The sequence below is a fragment of the Myxococcus eversor genome (genome assembly GCF_010894455.1).
In the GTDB taxonomy this organism is placed as follows: domain Bacteria; phylum Myxococcota; class Myxococcia; order Myxococcales; family Myxococcaceae; genus Myxococcus; species Myxococcus eversor.
In genome coordinates, this window is record NZ_JAAIXY010000035.1 from 15,764 (window position 1) to 39,763 (window position 24,000).

The window sequence follows — 24,000 nt, forward strand, 5'->3', positions numbered from 1 at the left end:
CAACTCCGGTGGCAGTGCATTTCATTCGCCACTGGGAGAGAGCTGGCCATGTCCACCCGCATCGACCGAAACCCTCGCACGAACGTGGGGGCGACGCAGAAGCAGGAGCCCGCGTCCACCGCGGCCAAGAGCACTGCCGGGAACAGCGTCGCGGAGCGCTCTCGCCTGAACGGCGCCACCGTGGATGCCTTTCAGGGGGCACCACTGACCCAGCGGGCGCTGGCCAGCCTGGGCAATCCGACGGCGACGGCGAACCAGATCGCCGCGACACCCGCTCCGGTCCTGAGTCGTGAGGAGGAGGCCGCGGCGAGGAAGGCCCTCGAAAACGCGACGAACCGCGAGGACCCCTCCTACATCACCGAGTGGCTGAAGGCCCATCCAGACCCCGCGCAGCAAGCGGCCTTCATGGACATGCTCTTCGAATACGGCGCGCCGGCCGGCAACCTCCTCGACAAGGCGGGGAAGCTGAGCCCCGAGGACCAGAAGCTCCTCTCCAAGGCCGTTGACGCGGCCTACCGCTCGGGCGCGCTCACCCTCGACGAATTGACGGAGGCGGTCGGCTCCCACGGCAACGGCTCCTGGGGGGGTGAGACGCACGAGACGCTGGCGAACATCATCGCCGGAACGGGGAACCCCGAGCTCATCAACGCCTATGTGGAGCGCGAGCTGGAGATCATGACGGCCAGCAACGCCGAGGACCCGGCGCGCTCCGTCGCCATCGCCACGGCCCTCGCGGGGCTTCCCCCGGCCGAGCTCCAGAAGTTCCTGGAGCGCCACCCGGACATCGTTCCGCTCCTGCTCAAGAACCTCGAGGACCCCATCGTCATCGGCGGCGGCTCCGCGCTCGGCAAGCTCCTGGACGCGGCCAGCGCCATCCAGCCTCCCACCGAGCAGTCCCTCCAGGTGTTCATGGACAGCATCAGCCACTTGGGGGAGAACTCCGACTCCCGCGCGGCGGCGGCCCGGTTCTTCCAACGCAACGCGGACGCGATTCTCTCCGCGCTCGAGGACGCCTCCGGGTCCATTGGCAGCCACGGTGCCGGAAAGCTCTCCGAGTTCTTTACCCGCACGCTCTTCACGGAGCCCGCCTACGAAGGACAGGAGGCGTTCCATGAGTTCGTCACGGGGAAGCTGAGCGAGATGCAGCAGGCGCTGGAGACGCAGGCCCAGGCCCGCTCTCCGTCGGAGGAGACCCAGCGCCTGGCCCGGACCATGGGCAGTCTCGTGGGAGCGATTGAGGGTGGCTTCCTTCTGGCCGTCGAGGAGCTGGACAAGCGCAACGAGGCCGTCGAGGGACTGGTGGGCCTGCTCTTCAAGCTCAAGGGGCTGCTCCCCAGCTCGAAACTCCCCGGCGCCGGGAAGCTCCAGGACCTCACCATCGACCAGATCGAGAAGTGGGTCGTGAATGCGCTGAAGGAGCACGCGGACGACCCGAAGGACGCCATTCCCTTCCACCGCCTCTTCGGGGAGCAGATCTCCAATCCCATTCTCCGCAGCCTCTACGACGCCGCCCGGTTGACGTCCCTGGAGAACCGCGAGCTCGGGCTCAACGATTGAGCCAGCGGTCTCCGCCCTGACGATGTCTGGCCATGCCCTCCAGGTGTGCGGGCATGGTCAGACAAGGCTGCGGGGCTCTTCCGGGCACCCTGATGCGCTCCAGTCAACGCCAATAACATCCACAATCCGTCGCGCGTGGAGGTTGGGTTGCGTCTCGCTTTCTCGATTGATTTATGTGCGGCCCGTTTTACCGGTCCGTTCCGAGAAGCGGGTTTTCCTGGAGGTTGTCGTGGTTTCTCAGCGTCATGTGTCGCGCGGTGTGGTGTTGTCCGTGGTGTCCCTGGTCCTGGCGTTCTCTTCGGCGTGTGGTGGCGGGGCTCCTGAGTCTGTCGATGAAGTGACGGAGCCTGTCCTGATGGATGAGGCCTCTGTCGAAACGCAGTCACAGGAGCTCGCCGGGCCGTGCGACTTCTACAATTACTATCGGGATGAGACCCGGAACCCGGGCGGGGCCTACCGGTGCAACAACAGTTGTCAGTGTGACGGCATGCGCACCTGCAGCCAGTGGGGGTGGTGCCAGGGCGCGGCGCGTCCTTCCGTGAGCTGCACCAGTCCCCAGTACCACTGGAACGAGGCCTGGAACTCGGGGGGCTCGAACCGCTGCTCCAACGCCTGCCAGTGTGATGGTCGTCGCACGTGCAGTTCATCCGGCTGGTGCCAGGGGACCGCGCGCTAGGTCCGGCGCACGGGGCTGGACGGCATGTGGCAGGCGTCCAGCCTTTCGCTGGTCCAGCACCCAGCCCGGCGGGGCTGAAGATTGCCGACTGCTGAACAATCCGGGGACGTCGAACGGTTGTTCGGGCTGGCAAGTGGCCCGAGTCAACCGCAGGTTGGGCCCTGTGTGCTCGCGCGCGCACACCTCTTGACCCGGGCCCCCCACACCTGGGTCCTCACGTTCCCCGGAATTCCCCAATGAGTCCGCCGCAGAACTTCGACACCGGAATCCCCAGCCTCAACGTGCTCCTGGCGGGTGGGCTGCCTCATCGCCAGTCCATCATCGTCACCGGCACGCCCGGCAGCGGCAAGACGGTGCTGTGCAGCCAGGTGGCCTTCGCGGCCGCGACGCGGGGCATCCCCGTCGTGGCGGTCACCGTCACTTCCGAGCCTCATGACAAGCTGGTGGAAGCGCTGTCCGGCTTCGCCTTCCACAAGCCCGAGGTATTGGGCGAAAACCTGTTCCTCATCAGCGCCTACTCGGCGCTGAAACGGGGCGCCAAGGAAGCAAGAGACCTGCTCCTCCAGACGGTGCGCGAGCGAGGCGCCCGCCTGCTCTTCATCGACGGCCTGCGCTCCATCCGCGACCTGTGGCAGGACGAGGCGCGGCTGCGCGAGTTCCTCTACGAGCTGGGGCTCGGCCTGGCGGCGCTCAACTGCATCGGCATCTTCACCACGGAGTATCCGCTCCAGCGACTGATGGAGCTGCCGGAAGCCACCACCATGGATGGCATCGTGGCGGTGTCCGTCCGGAGCCAGGGCGCGCTCCGCATGCGCCGGGTGGAGGTGGTGAAGCTGCGCGGTCGTCCGCACCTGCTGGGTGAGCACGTCATGCGCATCACCACGCAGGGCGTGGACTTCGTGCCTCGACTGGAGGCGACGCTGCCAGCCTTGCCGGAAGCGCCTCTGGACCACGAGCGCAGGGGCTTCGGGCTCCCGGAGCTGGACGCCTTGATGTACGCCGGCTTTCCGTCCAACAGCGCCACGTTGATCGCCGGGAGCATGGGCATCGGCAAGACGCTGCTGGCGTCGTACTTCGCGCTGGACGGCGCTCGCCGTGGGGAGAAGTCGCTCTTCGTCTCGTTCTTCGACTCACCCGAGCGCGTGCTCGCCCGAGCGCTGCGGGTGGGGCTGGACATGCGGCCCGCATACGAGTCAGGGATGCTGGAAATCATCAATGAGCTGCCCGTGGAGGTCGAGGCCGACGTCCTCGTCCGCCGCGTCCTCCAGCGCATCGAGGAGCGGGGCGTGAAGCGCGTCGTCCTGGATGGGCTGGCGGAACTGGAGCAGTCCATCATGGAGGGCGAGCGACGCCGCCCCTTCCTGGCGACCCTCGCGCTGCGCCTGCGACAACTGGGGGTGACGTCGTTGTTCACCCGCGAGGTGTCCAAGATCGTGGGCACCGAGCTGGATTTCAGCGACTCGCCCGTGGCCATGCTGGCGGAGAACGTGCTGCTGCTGCGCTTCGTGGAGCTGCACGGCCGCCTGCACAGAATCATCTCCATCCTGAAGATGCGCGACAGCAAGTACGACAGCACCGTGCGCGAGTTCGAGGTGGCCGACACGGGCCTGCGAGTGCTCGCCCCCATGCGTTCCTCCCAGGGATTGTTGACGGGGCAGGCCCGTCCGGTGGGAACCACCATCGGGGGGAGCACGACATGAGCCTGATCCTCATCGCCGAGGACGAAGAGGCGCTCCTGGAAGTGTTCTCCGAGGTGCTGGAGGACCTGGGCCACCGCGTCGTGCGCGCGAGCAATGGCGAGGAGGCCCTGATGCTCGCGCGCACGGAGCCTCCGGACCTGGTCATCAGCGACCACATGATGCCCCGGCGCACGGGGATGCAGTTGTTCTATGCGATGCGCTCGGAGCCCGCCCTGGCGCACGTGCCGTTCGTGCTGCTCAGCGCGGCGCGACCACCCGGTCGCGAAGAGGCGGAGACGTTCCTGGCCAAGCCGGTGGACCTGGCCACCTTCGAGAGAACCGTCACCGCCGCGCTGGCCCGTCACGACCGGACCCTGCCGGACACCCCTCCGCCTTCGCGCGAGTCCGCCTCCTCCTTGGGCGCGGCGCGCGAGGAGATGCTCAACTGGGTCGCACACGAGCTGAAGACACCGCTGAGCTCCGCGCGGCTCAACGTCCAGCTCCTGCTGCGCAGGCTGCTCAAGCGCGGCGCCTCCGAGGACGAGCAGCGCTCCGCGGAGTCGGTGATGCGCCAGCTCGACCAGATGAATGGGTTGGTGACCTCCATCCTGGACGCCTCACGGCTGGCGGATGGAAAGCTGGAGCTCCAGCGCGTGCCCGCGCCCCTGGTTCCCTTCCTCCAGGAGGTCGTCCAGGACTGGTCCGAGGCCCAGCCGGAGGTGACCTTCCGGCTGGAGGCGCAAGAGCCTCCGGAGCAGGTGTCCTTCGACGCGGAGCGGACGCGGCAGATCCTCAACAACCTGCTGTCCAATGCGGTGAAGTATCGCGGCAACTCTCGCGAGGTGGACATCCGGACGGCGTTGGACCCGGGCGCGGTCCTCATCCATGTGCGGGACAAGGGCGTGGGAATCCCGGCCGCTTCGCTGCCCCACGTCTTCGACCGCTTCCGCAGGGCGGACAGTCAACAGGGGCGAGGCCATGGACTGGGCCTGTTCATCGCCTCGTCGCTCGCGCGGCTTCACGGTGGCTCGCTGGCCGCCCGCTCGCAGATGGGCGAGGGCTCCACCTTCACCCTCCGACTGCCCCTCCGCTCCTGAAGAAGGGGGCCGGGATGTTCCTCCCGGTCCCCCTCCCGAGGGTTACTGCTGACGGCCTTCGATGGCGCACATCAGGACCGCCGCGGCGATGCCGAGCCGCCGGTCCAGCGCGTGCCGGTCGTCCATCGAGAAGTCCAAATCGATCTTCTGGATGAACGGGTTGAAGCGCTGGTGGAAGGCGAGGACCTGCGTGGTGCCCAGCGTGCCGGAGAAGGACTGGGGCACCAGGTTGGTGAGCAGGCGGCGCACGAGCGCCAGCATGATGCTGTCCTCTTCAATCTTCCCCACCTCCTGGTCGTTCGTGTCCAGGACGAGCCACTGGTCTCGGAGGAGGGAGCGCAGGCCCTTGCGGCGCAGCGCGCCCACGCGCTCTCCCGAGACGGCGTCCGTCACGTCGTAGGTCATCCCGAAGTCGAGGATGCCTCGGGCCTTGATGGTGAGCAGCTCCTCGCGCATGTCCTCATCGCCGTAGATGCGCAGGTCCTCCTTCAGCTTGAAGGCCTTCATCTTGGAGTAGAACGCGAGGTTGCCCGCCTCGTCGTAGATGTGGAAGGCGCCACCGAACAGCTTGAAGAACTGCCGGCGAATCATGTAGCGCGTCTGGCCAAAGCGGCCGGGGGCCAGCGTGCTGGGGGAACGGGTTTGGAGTGCGGAGGACATGGGGCCCTCCCATAGCAAAATCCGGGTCCGCTGGCCCAAGCCCACCAGGGCAGGGTCCGTGAGGACGCAACTCCCGGTCCTCATTCTGAGAGAATCGAATACCCGGAGGCCTGCTCTTGATCCCCTCGATTCCTCGCCGCGTCGCCACCCCCACGACCCAGACGGACGCCAAGAAGGCGCCGGCGGCCGAGGCTCCCGTGACGCCTCCAGCCCCCGCGCCCTTTTTCAAGGATGGCCTGGACGCCGCCAGGCCCAGCCCCGTGAATCTCACGGGCATCGGGCCCCAGGCCGCGGTCGCGGATTCCGCGCGAGTGGCGACTGCCGCGACTTCCACGAGTGGCTCGGCGCCCGTCGGTCCGGAGCTGCTGCATCTGGACGCGGGCTGGACGCCCCAGGGGCAAGGGTACGACGCGAAGCGCGGTGAAGTGCTCACGACGTATTACTCCGACGACCACGATGTGTTGCTGTCGGTGCAGGACAAGGACTCGGGCAGTGAGTCGCTCCAGGTGCAGCTCGGTGGGACCGACCCCAAGCACCCCGAGGAGGGCAAGCCCACACATGGCGGTGGTGTCTCGACGGACGGTGAGTTCGTCTACGTCTCCGACACCCGGGGCATCTACGTCTATACGCGCGAGGAGTTGGAGCGGGCGGCGAAGACGGGGACCGTGGCACAGGCCTCCCAGGTGATGGAGGTTCCGTTCCCCGAGGGCGTGAAGGACCCCGCCACCGGCATGGACCTGGTCTCCGCTGGCAGCTACATGACCGTGAAGGACGGCTACGCGTACATCGGCAGCTACAGCAAGGATGGCGATGGCAAGGCGGGCGCTGTCTGGCGTTACAAGCTCGACGAGAAGACAGGTGAGCTCATCCAGGACTCGCGGCAGGGTCCCATCCGTGCGCCGGACCGCGCGCAGGGCATGACGGTGGTCGACGGCGCGATCATCTTCACCACGGGCGACCAGAAGCTCATCTACCAGCCGTTCGAGGCCAGCGAGGACTCCTTCACGGCGAACATCGACAACCGCGTGGACATCGGCAACGGGTTGATCGACCCGTATGCCCAGGGCGTGAACGTCATCGATGGCGAGCTGTGGGTGACGTACGAGAGCGGCTCGCACAAGTATCGCGACGGCCTCAATTCCAAGTACGAGCCTCGCGAGCACATCCAACGCATCCCGCTGGAGGACCTGGACCTCGGCGCGGCCTGCGTCACGCCGGAGCAGCTCGACAGCTGAGCCAGACTGCCTCCCTCCGGGTCAGGGAGTCTTGCGCATCCGGTTCTTCTGGGGGCTTCCCGTCGCCATGGCCTTGCTCACGCGCGAATAGGCAGACACGTAGGGCTGAAGGACCGCGCGAGGCCAGCGTCCCGGAATCCACAGGTAGCTGTAGAGCGGATGTCGTCGCGCGCCCCGGCGTCGCTTCGTCTCGTACGCGCTGGGGCCGAGCCAGAGCTTCCGCGCGCCCAGCTCGTAGGCCCGACGCAGCGGCTCGTAGAAGCCGAGGTTGAAGTACAGCGGCGTCTCCGAGGCACCGGCCTCGGCGCGACCGACGCGGTAGAACCACACCTCGTCGTGCTTCTGCAGCAGCAGGGAGAACCCGATGGGCGCTCCGCCCTGATAGCCCACCACGACCTCGGCCTCGGGGGTGACGTGCTGCTCCAGCGCGGACCAGAACGCGGGCGGGTGGCGGAGGTGCTCGCTGCCGTACTTCGAGTAGGTCACCTCGTAGAACCGCTCCAGCAGCTCGCTCAGCTCGCCCATTCGCGAGACGCGCTCGAAGCTCACGCCCGCGTCCCGGACGTTCGCCATCTCCTTCTTGATGAACCTCCGGGCATCGCTCTTGAACTGGCCCAGGTACGCGTCGAGGCTCTCTCCCGGCGGCACGTCGATGACGTTGTCGTCGTAGATGAAGACCTCTTGGAACGACGCCGTGGTGAGCGCCTCTCGCAGCGCCGCGTCGTCTCCATCCACTCCGTAGAAGTAGACGGGGAGCCGCTCGCTCGTGGCCAGCTCACGCAGGCCCCGGAGGATGAGCTCCCGAGCCTGGCGCGCCAGGTCCGGTGTCTGGGGTGAGCAGATGATGCCGCTGCGCATGCTGAGCGGACTGGTGACGAAGACACCTCCGTCAATGCCAGCCCCCGTGAGCCGCGCCAGCGAGTGGTAGAGGTCCGCCACCGAGACGGCCACCCGGCTCAGGCCCCCCGCGTTGGCAAAGCCTTTCTTCCAACTGCTGAAGAAGAAACTCTCCAGGGCGTAGGGGGTGTAGATGTTCTTGCTGCGGGTGATGAAACACGGCGCCAGCGCGACGGGGATATCACCCTGGCTGACAATGGCATACCGAAGCGACAGCTCCCCCCGGACCATGAAGGGGAGGTCGACCGCGTCCAGCATCCGGAGCCAGCGCCGGCCGAAGAACACACTCGACTCGGACGTGAGGACATCCAGCGCCGCGTCACTCAGATGGCTGACGGAGTCATGGAACTTCAGGGTGAGCGTCATGGCCGGAGGGCTTCGGATGCAAGGGTTCCGCTCAGCCGTTGAGGAGCTGGACGGGCGGGTTGCGCTTCGGGGAGGCGATGTATCGCGCGAGGTTGGGGCGCTGGCCCATCCGCTCGAAGAACGAGCGCAGGCGCGGGTAGTTGTTCTCCAGCACCTCCATCAGCCCGTTGTCGACGAGCAGCTCCAGGAAGCCGAAGACGCTGGTGTCCGCCACGCTCACCGCGGTGCCGACGAAGAAGCCGTCGCCGCTGCCGTTGTTCGTGAGCACCCGCTCGAAGTGGGCGAGCCACTGGGGCAGCTCCTCGCCCAGGATGATGGGGAGCTGCTCGCCCAACTGGTCCGGGCTGAGGGACGTCAGGCTGCGCGCGCGCGCGGTGACCTCCTCGACGCCTTCGATGATCATGTCGCAAGCGGCGCTCTCACGCGGGTTTGAGCCGTAGAGGCCCCGGGTGCGCGCGACGTGGCGCAGGATGGCCAGGCTCTGGACGACGCGGAACCCGTCCGGCTCCTCCCACAAGGGCACCTTGTCGAAGGCCAGCTTTCCAGCGCGCTTCAGCTCCTCGAACGGAGGCGTCTTCTCCTTCGCCTGCACGTCGTACTTGCCCAGGTCGATGTCCTCGTACTCGGTTGCGGACTCGGCCAGCGCCAGGCGGATCTTCTCCGCGACACCTCGGCCCGTGAAATACGAAAGACGCGGCAATGATGATTGATCGCTCATACAGGGAACGCCGTTGAGAGGGACGGGCTGTATACTAGAGTAGGCGGACAATCCGGAAGGGGCAGACTTCCTTGACCGCTGTACCCGAGCCTCTGGAATTCACGATGTCCGTTTCACCCTCGCTTGTCCCGCTTGCTCCAGGCATGGCGCTGTGGCCCTGGGCCGCGCTGCGCGGCGCCGGTTTCCCCGCGGAGGATGTGCTCCGGCTCGCGGCGCCCACGGCCGCGGCCGCCGCCGAGGCCTGGCTCGAGACGGGGTCTGATACACCCGGTGACGCGCTGCGTGCCGCGTTCGACGCGGACCTGCTGAACATCAGCGGAGCGCTGCGCTCACTGGCGGGTGAAACACGACTGCGCGAGGCCCTCCTCTGGCAGAACCGCCATGCCTACAAGACGGGAGTCGAGCCGCTCGCGGCGCTCCCCGCCACGGCTCGCAACAGCAAGGCCCGGCAGCGCGAGCGCCTGGTGGCCTCCTACGTCCAGCGATACAGCACGAAGAACGACACCATCGGCTTCTTCGGCCCGGTGGGTTGGGCGCGGCTGACGCAGTCGAGCGACGCCCTGAGTCTTCTCCCCGGACAGCAGCTCGTCTCGCGGCGCGCGGTCTACTTCGAGGCGTGGTGCATGGACACGCTCGGCGCCGCGCTGGCCCAGGACGCGTCCTTGCGCCGCTGGGCTCAGCCCCGACTGTTGCCGTACTTCCGACTGGAGGGCCACGTGCTCCACGGCCCCATGCCCGAGCCCGTGGAGCTGTTGCCGTCGCAGGCCGCGGTGCTCGCGCGGTGTGATGGCTCGGTCAGCGCCGTGGCCATCTCGGAGGCGCTCACGCGTGGCGACGCGCCCGCCTTCGCGAACGTGGACGATGTCTACGACGCGCTGGACCAGGCGAGCGGCATGGGTGTCCTCGCCTGGGGTTGGGACGTGCCGCTGCTGGTGCGACCCGAGGCGGTGCTGCGCGGCGCGCTGATGGCGATTCCCGATGCGGAGGCGCGGGCTCGCGCGCTGGCCCCGCTGGAGCGGCTGGAGCGCGCGCGCGCCGGTGTCGAGGCCGCGGCGGGTTCTCCCGAGGCGCTGGATGCGGCGCTCGCGGAGCTGGAGGGCGTGTTCAAGGACGTGACGGGCGCGCTTCCGACGCGCGCGGCGGGCAAGACGTACGCCTCGCGGACGCTCATCTACGAGGACTGTGTGCGAGATGGCTCGCTGGAGCTGGGAGCTCCGCTGCTCGCGCGGCTCGGTCCCGTGCTGGAGCTGCTGCTGACAGGAGCTCGCTGGTTGGTGGGCGAGGTGACCCGGCGCACCGGCGTGGGGTTGGAGGTGCTGTTCGACAAGCTGTCTCAGGGGGGCTCGCCCGTGGAGCTCACCACGCTCCAGCTCGCCTTCGTCCAGGGCATCCAGGACCCGGCGTCCTCGGGAGCGCTGATGCCCATCCACGAGATTGTCGCCGAGCACCGTCGGCGCTGGCGTGAGCTCTTCGCGCTCGAACCGGGCGTGCGCCGGCAGACGCGCACCGTGGAGTCGCTGCGTCCTCTCGTGCGCGAGGCCTTCGTCACGCGTGGGGCAGGGTGGAAGCCCCGGTGGCATGCGTCACCAGACGTGATGATCGACGCGGCGAGCGCCGAGGCGGTCCGCGCTGGTGACTACCAGTTGGTGCTGGGCGAGCTGCACCTGTGCAACAGCCTCTCCTCTCTCTTCGTGGAGCAGCACCCCGCGCCCGCGGAGCTGTTCGCGCTCGCGGAGCGCTGCGCCTCCGAGGCGGACATCGTCCCCGTGTTCCCCAAGTCCGAGTGGAGCCAGCGGACGTTGCCGTGCCTCTTTCCTCGCGGCAGCCTCCACTACCTCTCCGGACAGGAGCCGTCGCCCAATCCGGGCGCGCGGGCGCTGCGCGTGGGCGACCTGGTGGTGGAGCGGCGTGACGGGGCGCTGGAGGTGGTCGACCGCGTGAGCGGGCGTCGCTTCGGGCTGATGGACTTCCTGGCCGTCTACCTGGAGCACCGCTGCGCGAGCGCCTTCGACCTGGCGCTGGGCGAGGACTACTCGCCGCGACTGACGGTGGACGGGGTCATCGTCGCCCGCGAGCGGTGGAGCGTGCCGGCGGCCAGCCTGGGCTTCGCGGGTATCACGGAGGCGCTGGAGCAGTGGCTGGAGGCCCGGCGCTGGCAGCGCGGACTCGGCATCCCACGCTTCGCGTTCTTCAAGGTGGAGAACGAGCGCAAGCCCTGCTTCGTGGACTTCGACAGCCCGCTCCTGGTCGAGATGCTGGCCAAGCTCGTGCGGCGGGCGGTGGAAGAAGCTCCCGCTTCACGGGTCAGCTTCTCGGAGATGGTGCCGGACCCGGACCACCTCTGGCTCACGGATGCGGCGAAGCACAGGTACACGAGCGAGCTTCGCGTGGTCTGCGAGCTGTCTTGAGCCACTCCCACGCGGTCAACGTGTTTCACTTCTACACATGAAGGAGCAGTACGGCATGCGCGCGCCCGAGCGGATTCCCGGCGGAACGTTCCCTCCCGACATCAAGGCGTTGCACGGGGGATTGTCCTCCGCGGCCGCGGAGTTCCTGGACTTCGCCGAGCGCGTTCCAGAGACCTTCGCGCGGCACCATTTCACGCCGAGCGAGGCGTCGCCGCTCTTCCCTTATCCGCTTCACGCCTGGCCCCTCTTCATCGACGGCGCGGCGGTATCGACGATGCGGGAGATGGCCACGGGCTTATGCCGACTCATCAAACGCGCACCTCGGCGACTGCTCGGGGACGCGGCTCGCGCTGCGGCCTGGTATGGGCTCTCCCAGGAGCGCGCCAGCGTGGCGCTGGACTCCCTCGCGCGCACGGACGACGCGCGGGGCGCCATCAGCCGGGGGGACTTCATCCACGATGGCACGGCCCTGAAGTGCCTGGAGTTCAACCTGACGGCGGGCGTCGGTGGCTGGGAGACGGCCTTCCTGGTCCAGCAGGTCATGTCGCAGCCCGCGATGCACCGCTTCGCCACCGAGCAGGGGCTGCGCATCCGTCAACCCCGCACACTGCGCGACTTCTTCGCCAACATCGTGACCTGCGTGCGCCGCGACACCGAGTGGGAGGGCGAGTGCAACATCGGCATCCTCTTCCCTCCGAGCGGCCTTCCAGCGCCGGCGCTCGCGGAGCAGGCGTGCGGGCTCTTCACCGGCCAGCTCATGGAGCTCCTTCGGCCGGAGGGTGCACGGGGCGAGGTCTTGATGACGACCTACGGCGCGGTGAAGAGCGCCGAGGGACACCGCCTCACCACCCAGGGCAAGCGGCTGCACGCCGTGGTCGAATATGAAGCCAGGGATCGCCTCCTGATGGCGGGCCCGGAGTTCATCGCGAACGCCCAGGCCGCCATCTCCGCCCGCGCCATCAGCCTCTTCAACGGCCCGGCGCAGGACGTGCTCGACGACAAGCGCAACCTCGCGCTCCTGTCGGAGCATGTGACGTCGTCCCTGCTGTCTCCCGAGGAGCAGGCGCTGGTGCGCCACCACGTTCCCTGGTCTCGCCGCGTCGAACGGGCCCACGTCGAGCGCGGAGGCGAGCGCGTCTTCCTGCCGGACCTCCTGTCCTCCCGGCGCGAGGAGCTGGTGCTCAAGGCGGGGCGGGACTTTGGTGGCGCCTCGGTGTTGCTCGGTGAGTCGACGCCCGCGCCGGAGTGGGACGAGGCCGCGCGCAAGGCGCTCGATGATGGCGGCTGGGTGGTGCAGGAGCGGGTGCGGTCCGCTCCCTTCCAGTACTCGGGACCCGACGGCGTGGTGACGCCCCACAGCGTCATCTGGGGCCTCTTCGTCCTCGGTGAGACCTACGGCGGCCACTCGCTGCGCGTGTGCCCCATGGGGAAGGGCACCGGCGTCGTCAATGTCTCGCAGGGCGCGATGTTCGCCGCCCTCATCGAGGTGGAGTGAGCCGCCGGCCTCCGCGTCACTGCTCGCGGAACTCGCGACCGAGCGTCTGCTGCTTGCGCATCTTCTTCACCGCGCTCACCGCGATGGAGGGGATGAGCCTGGGGCCGATGCGGGCCAGCATGGACCACGTCCACCACCAGTAGTTGGTGGCGATGGCGTCCTCCACCGTGTACACGCGGTGCCACCAGCCATAGGGCAGGTAGAGAATCTCTCCGGCCTCCAGGACGAAGTCGTAGTCCGGAAGCTTGCCCGCGGGGAGCTGGTCCGGCTGGCCACCATGCGGCGTCAGGTCATGCGAGCTCATCACCGACCAGGGGTGGCTGAGCTTCGCCGGCTTCAGCTCCACGTCTCGTGACGGCGCGTACAACTGCCACTGCTTGCGGCCCACCATGACGGCGTGCAGGTTGTGCGCGCGGTCGAAGTGGAGCTGGGTGAACGTCCCCTTCGGCCCCATGAAGAAGAGCTGCTCGGTGAGACGCCGCTGCACGGCGTACTCGTCGAAGCGCACGTCGCGGTGCAGGGCGGGGAGGGTGCGGAACAAGTCGTTGCCGATGAGGTAGCCCGGCGTCTCCTCGCCCTCCTTCCCCTTCACCTTCAGGGACGCGACGTAGTCCTTCATCGTCATCTTCCGCACGCGGCCCACGCGCTCCACGTCGCCAGCGGGGCGGGCGTTGTAGCGCAGCCACTCCACGGGGACGCTCACGTCGCCGTACTGCTGGGTGAACCAGTCGAAGGACCACCGCTCCGCGGCGGGCCAGCCCGTCATGGCATCGGTGAAGATGATGGGCTTGTTGTTGGCTTCCAGGCCCTCGTAGAAGGCCCGGCGGTTGTCGAGCGGCATGCGCTCGGGGACGAGGGGCGTGACGACATCCCGTGGTGCGGTGGCGGTGCTCATGACTGCTCTCCTGGGTGGCGCGTCACGCCGCGGTGTCTTCGGCCTTGGCCGGAGGGCCGTCTCGCTTCAGGCGCTCGAAGTTGTTGTCGATGCCGTGGCGCACGTCCGCCAGCATGTGGATCTCGAACTCCTGGAACGCGAACGACGGCCACGCGCGCAGCAGCGTCAGCAGCGATTCGTGCGAGTCGGCGTTGACGATACACAGCCCCATCTTCGGCAGGACGTAATAGGCACAGTCGATGGTGCCGTCCTGGAGGCGGGCGCCCACCCAGTCGCGGACGGCGCGGTTGAGGGCGATGGGGTCGGGGGGCACGGGGCCCGACGTACGGTCCTTGACGTAGATGAGGTACTTCATCTGGGCAGCTCCTTGAGAAGGGTCAGCGAGATTGCGCGGGCCGCGACTTCGCGAGGCTCCGGCGGATGTTCTGCAACAGGCCGCGAGGCGTCTGCCGCAGGAAGAAGTGGTCCCCCAGGAACGTCTGGGTGGAGAACGCGCCCGAGGTGAGCTGACGCCACGCCTCCGTCGCGTCCTCGGGGACGTAGTCGTCGAAGCCTCGGAAGGCGGACAGCGGGCAGACCAGGGCGGGGCCCGGCTTCCACGTGTAGCCCTCGCACACGGCGGTGTCCGCCAGCAGGGTGGTGCGAATCAGCTTCAGCAGCTCTTCGGCCATGTCACCCGACACGGAGATGGCCTCGCCCATGCGCCGCGCCTCGGACGCGTCGATGTCGTGGGTGATCGCCGTGGGCGGGTGGGCCCGCAGCGTCTGGGGCGCGCGGTAGCTGGCGACGAAGAGGTGCAGCGGCGTGGGGAGTCCCCGCTCGCGCAGGGCTCGCGTCAGCTCGTAGGCGAGCAGCGCGCCCATGCTGTGGCCGAAGAGGGCGAAGGGCTTGTCCGCATGCCGCGCCACCACCTCCACCAGGAAGTCGACGACCGCGGGCAGCTCGCGCAGGGGCGGCTCACGCAGCCGGTTCTCCCGGCCAGGGAGCTGCACCGGGCAGACCTCGATGTCCTGACCCAGCTCCGCCTGCCAGGTGCGGAACAGCGAGGCGCTGCCGCCCGCGTGGGGCAGGCAGAACAGCCGCGCCCAGGCGGTCGGCTGCGGGACGTGGAAGGCGAGCCACTCCACCGCGGCCAGCGCCGAGGTCGATGACACTTGCGACGTCATGAGTGCACCTCGCGCCGTGCGACGGGGGCTTCAATCCGCTGATGGGCGGGAAGGTCGATGAGCTTCTGGTACACGACGCGGTTGGCGGCCACCATGCGCGGCAGGCCGAAGAGCTCCACCACGCGCTGCTGACCGGCCTGGCCCATGCGCTTCGCGCGCTCACGGTCCTCCAGCAGGGCGAGCTGCGCGTCGGCGAGCGCCTCGATGTCCACCTCGCGCGGACCGCCGGGCTCGCCGGGAAGCACCGGGACGAGCATCCCCGTCTTCTCGTGCTCGACAATCTCCGCGGGGCCACCGGAGCGCGTCGCCACGAGGGGAAGGCCGGACGCCATGGCCTCGATGGCCGTGTAGCCGAAGGGCTCGTACAGCGAAGGCACCAGCGCCAGGTCGGAGATGCGGTGCAGCAGGCCGAGCTGACGGCGCGGCAGCTTGCCCAGCAGTTTGATGCGATGGCGCAGGTGCGCGTAGCGCTGGCTCAACCCCTGGACCATCTGCGTGGACTCGCGCGAGTCGGTGCCACCCGCCAGGAGGAAGCGCACCTCGGGACGCTTCGCGAGCACGCGCTCGGCGGCGGCGAAGATGGCGGTGATGCCCTTCTGCGGATGCAGCCGGCCCGTGTAGAGGACGACCGGGTCCTTGGGCGTGGCCACCGTGGCGCGCAGCCGGGCGTACTGCTCGGGCGTGTGCGAGGGCTGGAGGAACGGCCCCGCGTCCATGCCGCAGTGGATGGTGTGCAGCAGCGACGCCGACAGGCCGTAGGTCTCCCGGATGAGCTCGCTCATGGACTCGCTCACCGAGATGACCGGCGTCGTCCCGTCGTAGAAGCTGCGCTCCTCCTCGAGGATCTCCGGGTCGGGCGTCTGGCCCCACCAGCGCTCGGCGGGCTCGGAGATGTAGTGGCTGGTGCCCAGCACGGGCACGCCGGCCTCGCGGCCCAGCTCCCGCGCGGCGCGGTGCGTGTGCCACTGGTGGAAGTGGATGAGGTCCGGCTGCTCCTCGCGGATGCGCTCACGGCCATGGTGGAGCAGGTCCTCGTTGAAGAGGCGGATGCCGCCCACGAGCGACAGTTGCGCCGCCTGCGAGAGGCTGCCCCGGCTCGGGGGGACCATGTGCACGGTGAGCTGCGGCTCGCGCAGCACGGCCGGCTCGCCCGGGGTGTACGCCACGACGGTGACCTTGCAGCCGCCACGCGCCAGCCCTCGGGCCAGTTCGTAGACGTAGGTGCCCACGCCGCCGGCCACGTTCGGCGTGTACTCCATGGCCAGGATGAGGACCTTCAGGGGGGTGGAGTTGGGGAGTGCCATCGGCTGTTTCTCGAAAGGGGTGTGGAGCGCGACTAGCGACTGACCGCGACCTCTTCGGGGGTGAGCTCCGTCAGCATCCTCAGCAGGGCTTCGACTTCCGGGTCATCGTGTCCGGGGCGCTGGCGCTGCTCGGCCACCAGTGACGCGAGGCGGGCGACTGTCGGTGCCTCGAACAGGGACTGCAGGGGCACGGTGAAGCCGAAGGTGTCTCGCAGCCGGCCCACCACCGTGGTGGCCAGCAGCGAGTGTCCGCCCAGCGCGAAGAAGTCGTCGTTGAGGCCCACCGGTCGCACGCCCAGCACGTCCTCCCAGATGCGCGCCACCGTGCGTGCATCCTCGGTGTCGGGCGACACGTACGGCGTGGCCAGCGCGGGGCGCGTGTAGCCCGCGGACGCCGCCTCTTCATGCTCCCGGGCCTCGGGTGCTCGCTCCGGTGCCAGGGATGCGCCCAGCGCGCGGTGTCCGTCCGGCGACACCCAGTAGCGCTTGCGCTCGAAGGGGTAGGCGGGCAGCGGCACGCGAAGGCGCCGCTCTCCTCCGTGGAAGGCGTCCCAGTCCACGTCCACGCCCGCCATCCACACCTGTCCCAGCGCGCCCAGCAACACGGCCGCGTCGGGCTGCCGCGTGTCGGGGTGGCGCAGCGAGGTGATGGTGGTGGGGACCTGCGCGAGCGCGCCGGGCTGCGCCGCGAAGGTGGACAGCGCGCGACCGGGACCGACCTCCAGCAACACCTGCGCGGGCCGCAGCAGCCCGAGCCCCGCGGCGAAGCGCACGGGCTGGCGCAGGTGACGGGCCCAGTAGCCCGGGTCCGTCGCCTCGGCGGCCGTCACCCAGGTGCCGGTGACGTTGGAGATGTAGGGCACCTGGGGCGCGGACAGCTTGACCTTGCGCACGCGCCCGGTGAACGGCGCGAGGATGGGGTCCATCATCGCCGAGTGGAACGCGTGCGAGGTGTGCAGCTTGCGGCACTGGATGCCGCGCTCCTCGAGGCGGGTCTTCACCGCGGCCACCGCGTCCTCGGGGCCAGCGACCACCGTGAGCGACGGCGCGTTCACCGCGGCCACGGACACCCGCGCATCCAGCAGGGGCGCCAACGCCTCCTGCGAGAGCACGACGGAGAGCATGGTCCCCGGAGGAAGCTCCTGCATGAGCTTCCCGCGCGCGGCCACCAGCGCCAGCGCATCCGGCAGGCTGAAGACCCCCGCGAGGCACGCGGCCACGTACTCGCCGATGCTGTGGCCAATCATCGCCTCGGGCTTCACGCCCCAGCTCATCCACAGCTTCGCCAGCGCGTACTCGATGGTGAAGAGGGCGGGCTGGGCCAGCCGCGTCTGCTGCAACTGGCGCTGCGCCTCCTCGGCGCGCTCGGGGGAAGGGAAGAGGACGTCGCGCAGGTTCAGGCCCAGCTCGGGGGCGAGCCGGGTCGCGCAGTCATCCACCACCGCGCGGAAGGCGCGCTCGCTCTCGTAGAGGCCCTGGGCCATTCCCGCGTACTGCGCGCCCTGGCCGGGGAACATGAACACGGTGGAGCGGCTCGTGCGCTCCTCGGTGACGGACAGGTGCCGCGTGGGGTCGAGCAGGGCCGCGAGCGCGTCCTCTCGTCCCTGACAGACGATGGCGCGGCGCTGCGTGTGGCGACGCCTGCCCACCTGGAGGGTGTACGCCGCGTCCGCGGGCTCCAGGCCCGGGTTCGCGCGGAGGTGCTCCGCCAGCCGCTGCGCCTGCGTGTTGAGCGCGGTGGAGCTGCGCGCGGAGAGCAGCAGGAGCTGGTGTGCGCGGGTGGCCCGGACAGGCGCGCGAGCCGGCGGCTCCTCCAGGATGACGTGGGCGTTGGTGCCGCCCATGCCGAAGCTGCTCACGCCGGCGCGCCGGGGCCCGTGGGCCGAGGCCTTCCACTCGCGCAGCGCGGTGTTGACGTAGAAGGGACTCTCGCCCCAGGGGATGTTGGGGTTGGGCGCCTCGAAGTTGAGGCTGGGAGTCAGCTTGCGGTGCTTGAGCGACAGCGCCGTCTTGATGAGGCCCGCCACGCCCGCGGCCGCGTCCAGGTGGCCCACGTTCGGCTTCAGCGAGCCGATGGCGCACGTGCGCGGTCCCGCCGCTTCGTCGCCGAAGGCCCGGGTGAGGGCCTGCACTTCAATCGGGTCGCCCAGCGCGGTGCCGGTGCCGTGCGCCTCCACGTAGCCGATGCTCGCGGCGGACACGCCCGCGGTGCCCAGGGCCTCGGAGATGACGGCGGCCTGTCCCTCGACGCCCGGCGCGGTGTAGCCCACACGCGCGGCGCCGTCATTGTTCACCGCGGAGCCCTTGATGACGGCGTAGATGGGGCTGCCGTCCGCCAGCGCGTCCTCCAGCCGTCGCAGCGCCACCACGCCCGCGCCGCTGCCGAAGACGATGCCCTTCGCCTGCGCGTCGAAGGTGCGACATCGACCATCCGGCGAGAGGATTCCACCTTCCATGAAGCGGTAGCCGCCCTGGAGCTGGAGGTTGATGGACACGCCTCCCGCGAGCGCCACGTCGCACTCATGGTTGAGCAGGCTCTGGCAGGCGACGTGGACGGCGACGAGCGACGTGGAGCACGCGCTCTCCACGTTGAAGCTGGGGCCTCGCAGGTCCAGCTTGTAGGAGACCCGCGTGGTGAGGAAGCTGCCCGCGTTGCCCAGGTTGAGCTGGAGCGGGTCCGAGGTGCGCAGCAGCTCCGAGTTCCCCATCAGGTTGAGCAGCAGATAGGTGCTCAGCGCCTGTCCGCCGAAGACGCCCACCAGGACGTCCTGGGACGGCGCTCCCTGGCCCGCGTCTTCCAACGCCTCCAGCGCGCACTCCAGGAAGAGGCGCTGCTGCGGGTCCATCACCTCCGCCTCGCGCGGCGTGTAGCCGAAGAAGGCCGCGTCGAAGCCCGTCACGTCCTCGAGTCGCGAGGCGACCTTGATGAAGTGCGGATCCTTGAGCACCTCCGGGGGCAGGCCGGCCTTCAAGACGGCTTCATCCGAGAGCGGCTCGATGGCCTCCACGCCGTCGCACAGGTTGCGCCACAGCTCCTCGAGGCTGCGCGCGCCCGGGAAGCGTCCGGCCATGCCGGTGATTGCGATCTCCATGCCCGTGTTGCCTTCCGACACGCTGAATCCTCCCCCTCAATGACCGGACTGGCGGCGCTGCATCTGCTCCCGGCGCCGCGCCCCACGGCTCCTCCGGTCGCTGGTGTTCGTCGTCGGGGCCTGCTCCTGCCCTCGGGTCAGCAGCCGTGCCATGGCGCTCAACGTCGGATTCTCGAAGAGCGCGACGACGGGGACGTCCGTGCCGAAGCGGCGCTTCACCTCGTTGATGACCTTGAGGCCAATCAGCGAGTTGCCACCCAGCTCGAAGAAGTTCTCGTGCAGCGACACGCTCTCCACGCCCAGGAAGCGCCGCCAGATGTCCGCCAGCTCGCGCTCCGCCTCGTCCATGGTGGCGAGCACCGCGCGCTCCACCGGGGCCGAGTCATCCGTCTGGGCCGGGCCCATCAGGTCCTGGAGGAACGAGGCGCTGCGAGCCATCGCCGCCCGCAGGTCCTGCGTGGACACCACCACGTGCGTGGGCATCTGCGCGAGGACGCGCTCGAACACGTCCACGCCCTCCGCGGGGGACAGGGCGTGGGCGAGCATCGCCTCGCGCAGCGCGCTGGCCCCGTCGGGGAGCTGCGTGGTGACGGCCTGGCCCACCTCGCGCCAGGTGTCCCAGCCCAGGGAGACCACCGGCAGGCCTCCCGTCGCCGAGGCGTGGTGGGCGAAGGCGTCCTGGAAGGCACACGCCGCGCAGTGGTCAATCTGCCCGGGCTCGGCGGTGAACGCGGTGCGGGACGAGCACAACATGAGGAAGTCGAGCGGCATGCCGCTCAACAGCTCGTTCAGCACCCACGTGCCCTGGAGCTTGGGGCGCAGGACGTCCTCCACCGCCTTCCGGCCGCGAAGCTGCGCCAGTCCGCCCGCGGGAACACCCGCCGCGTGGATGACGCCGTGGAGGGTGCCAAAGGTCTCTCGCGTGCGGCGCAGCACCTCCGCCATCTGCCCGAGGTCTCCCACGTCCGCCTGGAGCACCAGGACCTCGGACCCGAGCGCCTCCAACACGAGGACCCGGCGGATGCGCTGGCTCACCGTGTCCTGTGCGTCGTGCGTGGCAAGCCACGCATCCCAGGCAGCGCGCTCCGGCAGCGCGCGGTGGCCCACCAGCACCAGCTTCGCTTGCACCTTGCGCGCGAGGGACTCCGCCAGCACCAGGCCGATGCCACCCAGGCCACCGGTGATGAGGTACGTGCCGCCCGAGCGCAGCCGCGTCGGAGTCCCAGGCTCGTGAGGCGTGAGGCGCGCGGACTCGAGCGCCTGCTCCCAGCGCTGGGCCCCTCGCAGCGCCAAAGCGCCGTTGGAGGAGGCCGCGCACACCTCGCCCGCCAGCCGTGCCGCCAGCGTCTGGAGTTCCTTCGGTCCCTCGGGCAGCTCCACGTCGATGCTTCGACACGTGAGGCCCGGGACCTCGTGGGGCAGCACGCGACATGCGCCCAGCAGCGTGGCCTTGGAGGGCGCGAGCGACTCGTGCCCGCTGACGGCCTGCACCCCCGTGGAGACCACGGTGAGGTGCACCTGTCCGGGAGTGCCCTGTCCGCCCAGCGCCTGCGCGAGGAAGAGCAGGCTGAGGAATCCGGTGTCCTGGGCGCGCTCGATGCCGGCCAGTCCCGTGACGGCGGCCTCCGTGCTCCACAGGTGGATGATGCGCTCGGGCTTCGTCCCGTCCTCGGCGAGCGCGGCCATCAGCGCCGCGTAGGAGTCCGCGCGGCCCGGGTTCACTTCGTAGTCTCCGTCCTCCAGGCGGCGGAAGTCGGGGCCCTGCTTCACGCGGGTGACGCGGCCACCGGTCTCCATGAGCCGCGCGGCCAGCGCGTCGCCCAGGCCTCGCTCGTCGACGAAGAGCAGCCAGTGTCCCAGCGTGGCGGCGGGCGGGCGCGGGGCCAGCGTCCGCTTCCACGACGGCAGGTAGAACCAGTCGGAGGCGTCCTTGTGACGCGCGAGCGAGGCCTCCGCGCTCACCATGGCGCTCCTCGGCTTCGGCTCCAGCCAGTGCCGCTTGCGCTCGAAGGGGTAGGTGGGGAGCACCACGCGCCGACGCTTCTCGCCGGCATGCAGCCGATTCCAGTCCACCGGCACCCCCGCCACCCAGAGGCGGCCCAGCGTGGTGAGCACGAAGCGCAGGTCCGAGCCGGGCTCGCGAGGCGCGCGCATCGACGTGAGCACCACCGCTTGTTGATCGCGCTCCAGTTGCAGGCGCGCGAGCGAGCCCAGCGTCCGTCCAGGGCCCACCTCCAGCAGCACGCGCGAGGGGTCCTCCATCAAGCAGCGCAGGCCGGGGCCAAAGCGCACCGTCTGGCGGAGGTGCCGCACCCAGTAGCTCGGATTCGTCGCCTCCTCCTCGGTCACCCACGTCCCCGTCACGCCGGACACGAAGGGCAGCTTCGGAGGCAGCAGCTTCAGGCGACCGACGAACGAGGAGAACGCCGGAAGGATGGAGTCGATGAGATGCGAGTGCGCCGCCACGTCGATGTGGACGCGCCGGTGTTCGATACCCCGCGCCGCCAGCTCCGTCGAGAGCGCGTCGACCGAGGCGGTGTCGCCCGCCACCACGCACTGCGTGGGGCCGTTGACGGCGGCCACGGACAGGCGCTCGTTCAAGAGGGGCAGCAGCTCCTGCTCGGACAGGGCCACGCTCACCATCGCGCCCGAGGGGAGCTGCTCGAAGAGGCGACCGCGCTCCGTCACCAGCGCCAGCGCGTCCTCCAGCGAGAAGACGCCCGCGAGACACGCGGCGACGTACTCGCCCATGCTGTGGCCAATCATCGCCTCGGGCTGGACGCCCCAGGACTCCCACAGCTTCGCCAGCGCGTACTCCACCGTGAAGAGCGCGGGCAGGCCCACGGACGGGCGGGGCAGGGGCGCCGAGGCGTCCGACTCACCCGGCGGATAGAGCACCGCGCGCAGCGACGGCCCCCCTCGTCGCTGGTGCAGGGCGGCGCACGCGTCGAAGGCCTCGCGGAAGGCGGGCTCCTTCTCGTACAGCTCCTGCCCCATGCGCATGTGCTGGGCACCGCCGCCGGGGAAGAGGAACACGACGGGACGCCCGCCATCCTTCGCCATGCCGGTGAAGACCCGCTCGGGAGCGCCATCCGTCAGCACCGTGGCCGCGTCCTGGCCGTTCTCGCAGACCATGACGCGCCGATGCGCGAACGCCTTGCGGCCGAGCTGGAGCGTGTAGGCCACGTCCGCCAGGTCCTGCTCGGGATGCGCGCCCAGGTGCGTGGCCAGGTTCTGCCCGAGCGTGTCCAGCGTGCCCGGCTTCTTCGCGGAGAGCGCCACCAGCTTCCAGGACCGCGAGGGGCCGGACGGAGGCGGCGGAGGCGGCGCCTCCAGCAGCGCGTGCGCGTTGGTGCCGCCGATGCCGAAGGAGCTCACGCCCGCGTGGCGCCGGTGGCCCTTCGGCTGCCAGTCCTTCAGGGTCGCGTTCACATAGAAGGGGCTCTGAGCCCAGTCGATGTTGGGGTTGGGCGTGCGGCAGTGCAGGGTGGGAGGGATTTGCCCGTGCTCCACCGTCAGCGCCGCCTTGATGAGGCCGGCCACGCCCGCCGCCGCGTCCAGGTGGCCGATGTTCGACTTCACGGAGCCGAGCGCGCAGAAGCTCTTGGCCTCGGTGCCCGCGCGGAACGCGCTCGTGAGCGCGGAGACCTCCACGGGGTCTCCCAGCAACGTGCCGGTGCCGTGCGTCTCCACGAAGCCCACCGTGTCCGGCGTCACACCCGCCAGGGCGTGCGTCCGGGCGATGACCTCCGCCTGCCCCTCGGCGCTGGGGGCCGTGAAGCCGAGCTTCGAGGCGCCGTCGTTGTTGATGGCGGTGGCGCGGATGACGGCGTGGATGTGGCTGCCGTCCGCGAGCGCGTCCTCCAGCCGCTTGAGCACCACCACGCCCACGCCGCTGCCGAAGAGGGTGCCCTGGGCCTCCGCGTCGAAGGGGCGACAGTGCCCGTCCGGTGATGCGATGCCGCCGGGCTGGTGCACGTAACCGGTCCGCTGGGGCATGTCCACGGACACGCCCCCCGCGAGGGCCACGTCACACTGGAAGCCGAGCAGCGCCTGACAGGCCAGGTGCGTGGCGACCAGCGACGTGGAACATCCCGTCTGCACGTCCAGGCTCGGGCCCTTGAGGTCCAGGTGGTACGCGAGCCGCGTCGCCAGGAAGTCCTTGTCGTTGCCAATCATCACCTGGAAGCTGTCGCCCGATTCGAGCAGCTCCGGGTGGGTGTGCAGGTTGAAGAGCAGGTACGTGCTCAGGCTCATGCCGGCGAACACGCCCACCGAGCGCGTCTCCGTGTCGAGTCCGTGAGCCGCGTGCTCCATCGCCTCCCAGGCGCACTCCAGGAAGATGCGGTGCTGCGGGTCCATCAGCGCCGCCTCGCGAGGCGAGTAGCCGAAGAAGCCCGCGTCGAAGGCGTCCACGTTGTCCAACACCGCCCCGGCCCGGACGAAGCCTGGCTGCTTCAACCGCTCCTCGGGGACGCCCCGCGCGCGCAGCTCGTCGTCCGTGAAGAAGCGGATGCCCTCCACGCCGTCGCAGAGGTTGCGCCAGTACGTCGCCACGTCGGGGGAGCCCGGGAAGCGGCCCGCCATGCCGACGATGGCAATGGCCAGGGCATCGCCCTCATTCAGGTTGGCATCGCTCATGTCAGTCGGAGAACTCACATCGAGGAAGAGTCGTTGAGCTGGGGCTTGCGCGCCGAACCCGGAGTCAAGGGGGCCTCGCAATATACGGAAATATACGGAAGACGCCGGTTGACG

16 protein-coding genes are annotated in these 24,000 nt (G+C 69.4%); 7 read left to right on the forward strand and 9 right to left on the reverse strand.

The window, feature by feature from the left end:
• The first annotated feature begins 48 nt into the window (after positions 1-48).
• From G4D83_RS43345 to G4D83_RS43360, 4 genes are all read left to right on the forward strand, one after another.
• A complete protein-coding gene (locus G4D83_RS43345; RefSeq protein ID WP_163870828.1) occupies positions 49-1,557 on the forward strand; it encodes a hypothetical protein in 1,509 nt (502 codons plus the stop codon).
• 355 nt (positions 1,558-1,912) lie between these two features.
• The gene (locus tag G4D83_RS47360; protein ID WP_420826706.1) at positions 1,913-2,233 is read left to right on the forward strand and encodes a hypothetical protein; all 321 of its coding nucleotides are present in this window, start codon (positions 1,913-1,915) and stop codon (positions 2,231-2,233) included.
• Positions 2,234-2,469: 236 nt separating this feature from the next.
• The gene (locus G4D83_RS43355; protein ID WP_163870833.1) at positions 2,470-3,933 is read left to right on the forward strand and encodes an ATPase domain-containing protein; all 1,464 of its coding nucleotides are present in this window, start codon (positions 2,470-2,472) and stop codon (positions 3,931-3,933) included.
• Positions 3,930-5,009, forward strand: coding sequence for an ATP-binding response regulator (locus G4D83_RS43360; protein WP_163870834.1), 1,080 nt, complete (start codon positions 3,930-3,932; stop codon positions 5,007-5,009). Before G4D83_RS43355 ends, G4D83_RS43360 begins: the two co-directional genes overlap by 4 nt.
• Positions 5,010-5,051: 42 nt before the next feature.
• Here the strand turns inward: G4D83_RS43360 and G4D83_RS43365 are convergent, their stop codons facing one another.
• Entirely contained in the window at positions 5,052-5,669 is a 618-nt protein-coding gene (locus G4D83_RS43365; RefSeq protein WP_163870835.1) for an LURP-one-related family protein, read from the reverse strand.
• Between the two features lie 116 nt (positions 5,670-5,785).
• Between G4D83_RS43365 and G4D83_RS43370 the strand changes: the two genes are divergently transcribed.
• The gene (locus G4D83_RS43370; protein WP_163870836.1) at positions 5,786-6,904 is read left to right on the forward strand and encodes a hypothetical protein; all 1,119 of its coding nucleotides are present in this window, start codon (positions 5,786-5,788) and stop codon (positions 6,902-6,904) included.
• 21 nt (positions 6,905-6,925) lie between these two features.
• Here G4D83_RS43370 and G4D83_RS43375 read toward each other — a convergent pair whose 3' ends face one another.
• The gene (locus tag G4D83_RS43375; protein WP_163870837.1) at positions 6,926-8,167 is read right to left on the reverse strand and encodes a GNAT family N-acetyltransferase; all 1,242 of its coding nucleotides are present in this window, start codon (positions 8,165-8,167) and stop codon (positions 6,926-6,928) included.
• A 31-nt stretch (positions 8,168-8,198) separates the two neighbouring features.
• Entirely contained in the window at positions 8,199-8,885 is a 687-nt protein-coding gene (locus tag G4D83_RS43380) for a glutathione S-transferase (RefSeq protein WP_163870838.1), read from the reverse strand.
• A 104-nt stretch (positions 8,886-8,989) separates the two neighbouring features.
• Between G4D83_RS43380 and G4D83_RS43385 the strand changes: the two genes are divergently transcribed.
• On the forward strand, positions 8,990-11,293 hold the full coding sequence (locus G4D83_RS43385) for a lantibiotic dehydratase (protein ID WP_240357148.1): 2,304 nt from the start codon (positions 8,990-8,992) through the stop codon (positions 11,291-11,293).
• 37 nt (positions 11,294-11,330) lie between these two features.
• Positions 11,331-12,788, forward strand: a complete 1,458-nt coding sequence (locus G4D83_RS43390) for a hypothetical protein (protein ID WP_240357149.1) — start codon at positions 11,331-11,333, stop codon at positions 12,786-12,788.
• Positions 12,789-12,804: 16 nt separating this feature from the next.
• On the opposite strand, the gene G4D83_RS43395 is transcribed toward G4D83_RS43390, so the two are convergent.
• Genes G4D83_RS43395 through G4D83_RS43420 form a run of 6 tightly spaced genes read right to left on the reverse strand, consistent with a single transcriptional unit; the run spans position 12,805 to position 23,886 of the window.
• Positions 12,805-13,683 carry a cupin-like domain-containing protein gene (locus G4D83_RS43395; RefSeq protein WP_163870839.1) on the reverse strand — a complete coding sequence of 293 codons (879 nt, stop codon included), beginning with the start codon at positions 13,681-13,683 and terminating at the stop codon, positions 12,805-12,807.
• A gap of 22 nt (positions 13,684-13,705) precedes the next feature.
• Entirely contained in the window at positions 13,706-14,038 is a 333-nt protein-coding gene (locus tag G4D83_RS43400) for a hypothetical protein (RefSeq protein WP_163870840.1), read from the reverse strand.
• 22 nt (positions 14,039-14,060) lie between these two features.
• The gene (locus G4D83_RS43405) at positions 14,061-14,849 is read right to left on the reverse strand and encodes a thioesterase II family protein (RefSeq protein WP_163870841.1); all 789 of its coding nucleotides are present in this window, start codon (positions 14,847-14,849) and stop codon (positions 14,061-14,063) included.
• A complete protein-coding gene (locus tag G4D83_RS43410) occupies positions 14,846-16,153 on the reverse strand; it encodes a glycosyltransferase family 4 protein (RefSeq protein ID WP_163870842.1) in 1,308 nt (435 codons plus the stop codon). The genes G4D83_RS43405 and G4D83_RS43410 overlap by 4 nt, the downstream gene beginning before the upstream one ends.
• A 32-nt stretch (positions 16,154-16,185) precedes the next feature.
• Positions 16,186-19,266, reverse strand: a complete 3,081-nt coding sequence (locus G4D83_RS43415; RefSeq protein ID WP_240357150.1) for a type I polyketide synthase — start codon at positions 19,264-19,266, stop codon at positions 16,186-16,188.
• 15 nt (positions 19,267-19,281) lie between these two features.
• Positions 19,282-23,886 carry a type I polyketide synthase gene (locus G4D83_RS43420; RefSeq protein WP_163870843.1) on the reverse strand — a complete coding sequence of 1,535 codons (4,605 nt, stop codon included), beginning with the start codon at positions 23,884-23,886 and terminating at the stop codon, positions 19,282-19,284.
• Positions 23,887-24,000 lie beyond the last annotated feature (114 nt).

What these genes read in the sequence shown, in the direction of transcription:
- G4D83_RS43345 (WP_163870828.1), top strand. Translation starts at nt 49, where the DNA reads ATGTCCACCCGCATCGACCGAAACCCTCGCACGAACGTGGGGGCGACG.
- G4D83_RS47360 (WP_420826706.1), top strand. Translation starts at nt 1,913, where the DNA reads ATGGATGAGGCCTCTGTCGAAACGCAGTCACAGGAGCTCGCCGGGCCG.
- G4D83_RS43355 (WP_163870833.1), top strand. Translation starts at nt 2,470, where the DNA reads ATGAGTCCGCCGCAGAACTTCGACACCGGAATCCCCAGCCTCAACGTG.
- G4D83_RS43360 (WP_163870834.1), top strand. Translation starts at nt 3,930, where the DNA reads ATGAGCCTGATCCTCATCGCCGAGGACGAAGAGGCGCTCCTGGAAGTG.
- G4D83_RS43365 (WP_163870835.1), bottom strand. Translation starts at nt 5,669, where the DNA reads ATGTCCTCCGCACTCCAAACCCGTTCCCCCAGCACGCTGGCCCCCGGC.
- G4D83_RS43375 (WP_163870837.1), bottom strand. Translation starts at nt 8,167, where the DNA reads ATGACGCTCACCCTGAAGTTCCATGACTCCGTCAGCCATCTGAGTGAC.
- G4D83_RS43380 (WP_163870838.1), bottom strand. Translation starts at nt 8,885, where the DNA reads ATGAGCGATCAATCATCATTGCCGCGTCTTTCGTATTTCACGGGCCGA.
- G4D83_RS43385 (WP_240357148.1), top strand. Translation starts at nt 8,990, where the DNA reads ATGTCCGTTTCACCCTCGCTTGTCCCGCTTGCTCCAGGCATGGCGCTG.
- G4D83_RS43390 (WP_240357149.1), top strand. Translation starts at nt 11,331, where the DNA reads ATGAAGGAGCAGTACGGCATGCGCGCGCCCGAGCGGATTCCCGGCGGA.
- G4D83_RS43395 (WP_163870839.1), bottom strand. Translation starts at nt 13,683, where the DNA reads ATGAGCACCGCCACCGCACCACGGGATGTCGTCACGCCCCTCGTCCCC.
- G4D83_RS43400 (WP_163870840.1), bottom strand. Translation starts at nt 14,038, where the DNA reads ATGAAGTACCTCATCTACGTCAAGGACCGTACGTCGGGCCCCGTGCCC.
- G4D83_RS43405 (WP_163870841.1), bottom strand. Translation starts at nt 14,849, where the DNA reads ATGACGTCGCAAGTGTCATCGACCTCGGCGCTGGCCGCGGTGGAGTGG.
- G4D83_RS43410 (WP_163870842.1), bottom strand. Translation starts at nt 16,153, where the DNA reads ATGGCACTCCCCAACTCCACCCCCCTGAAGGTCCTCATCCTGGCCATG.
- G4D83_RS43420 (WP_163870843.1), bottom strand. Translation starts at nt 23,886, where the DNA reads ATGAGCGATGCCAACCTGAATGAGGGCGATGCCCTGGCCATTGCCATC.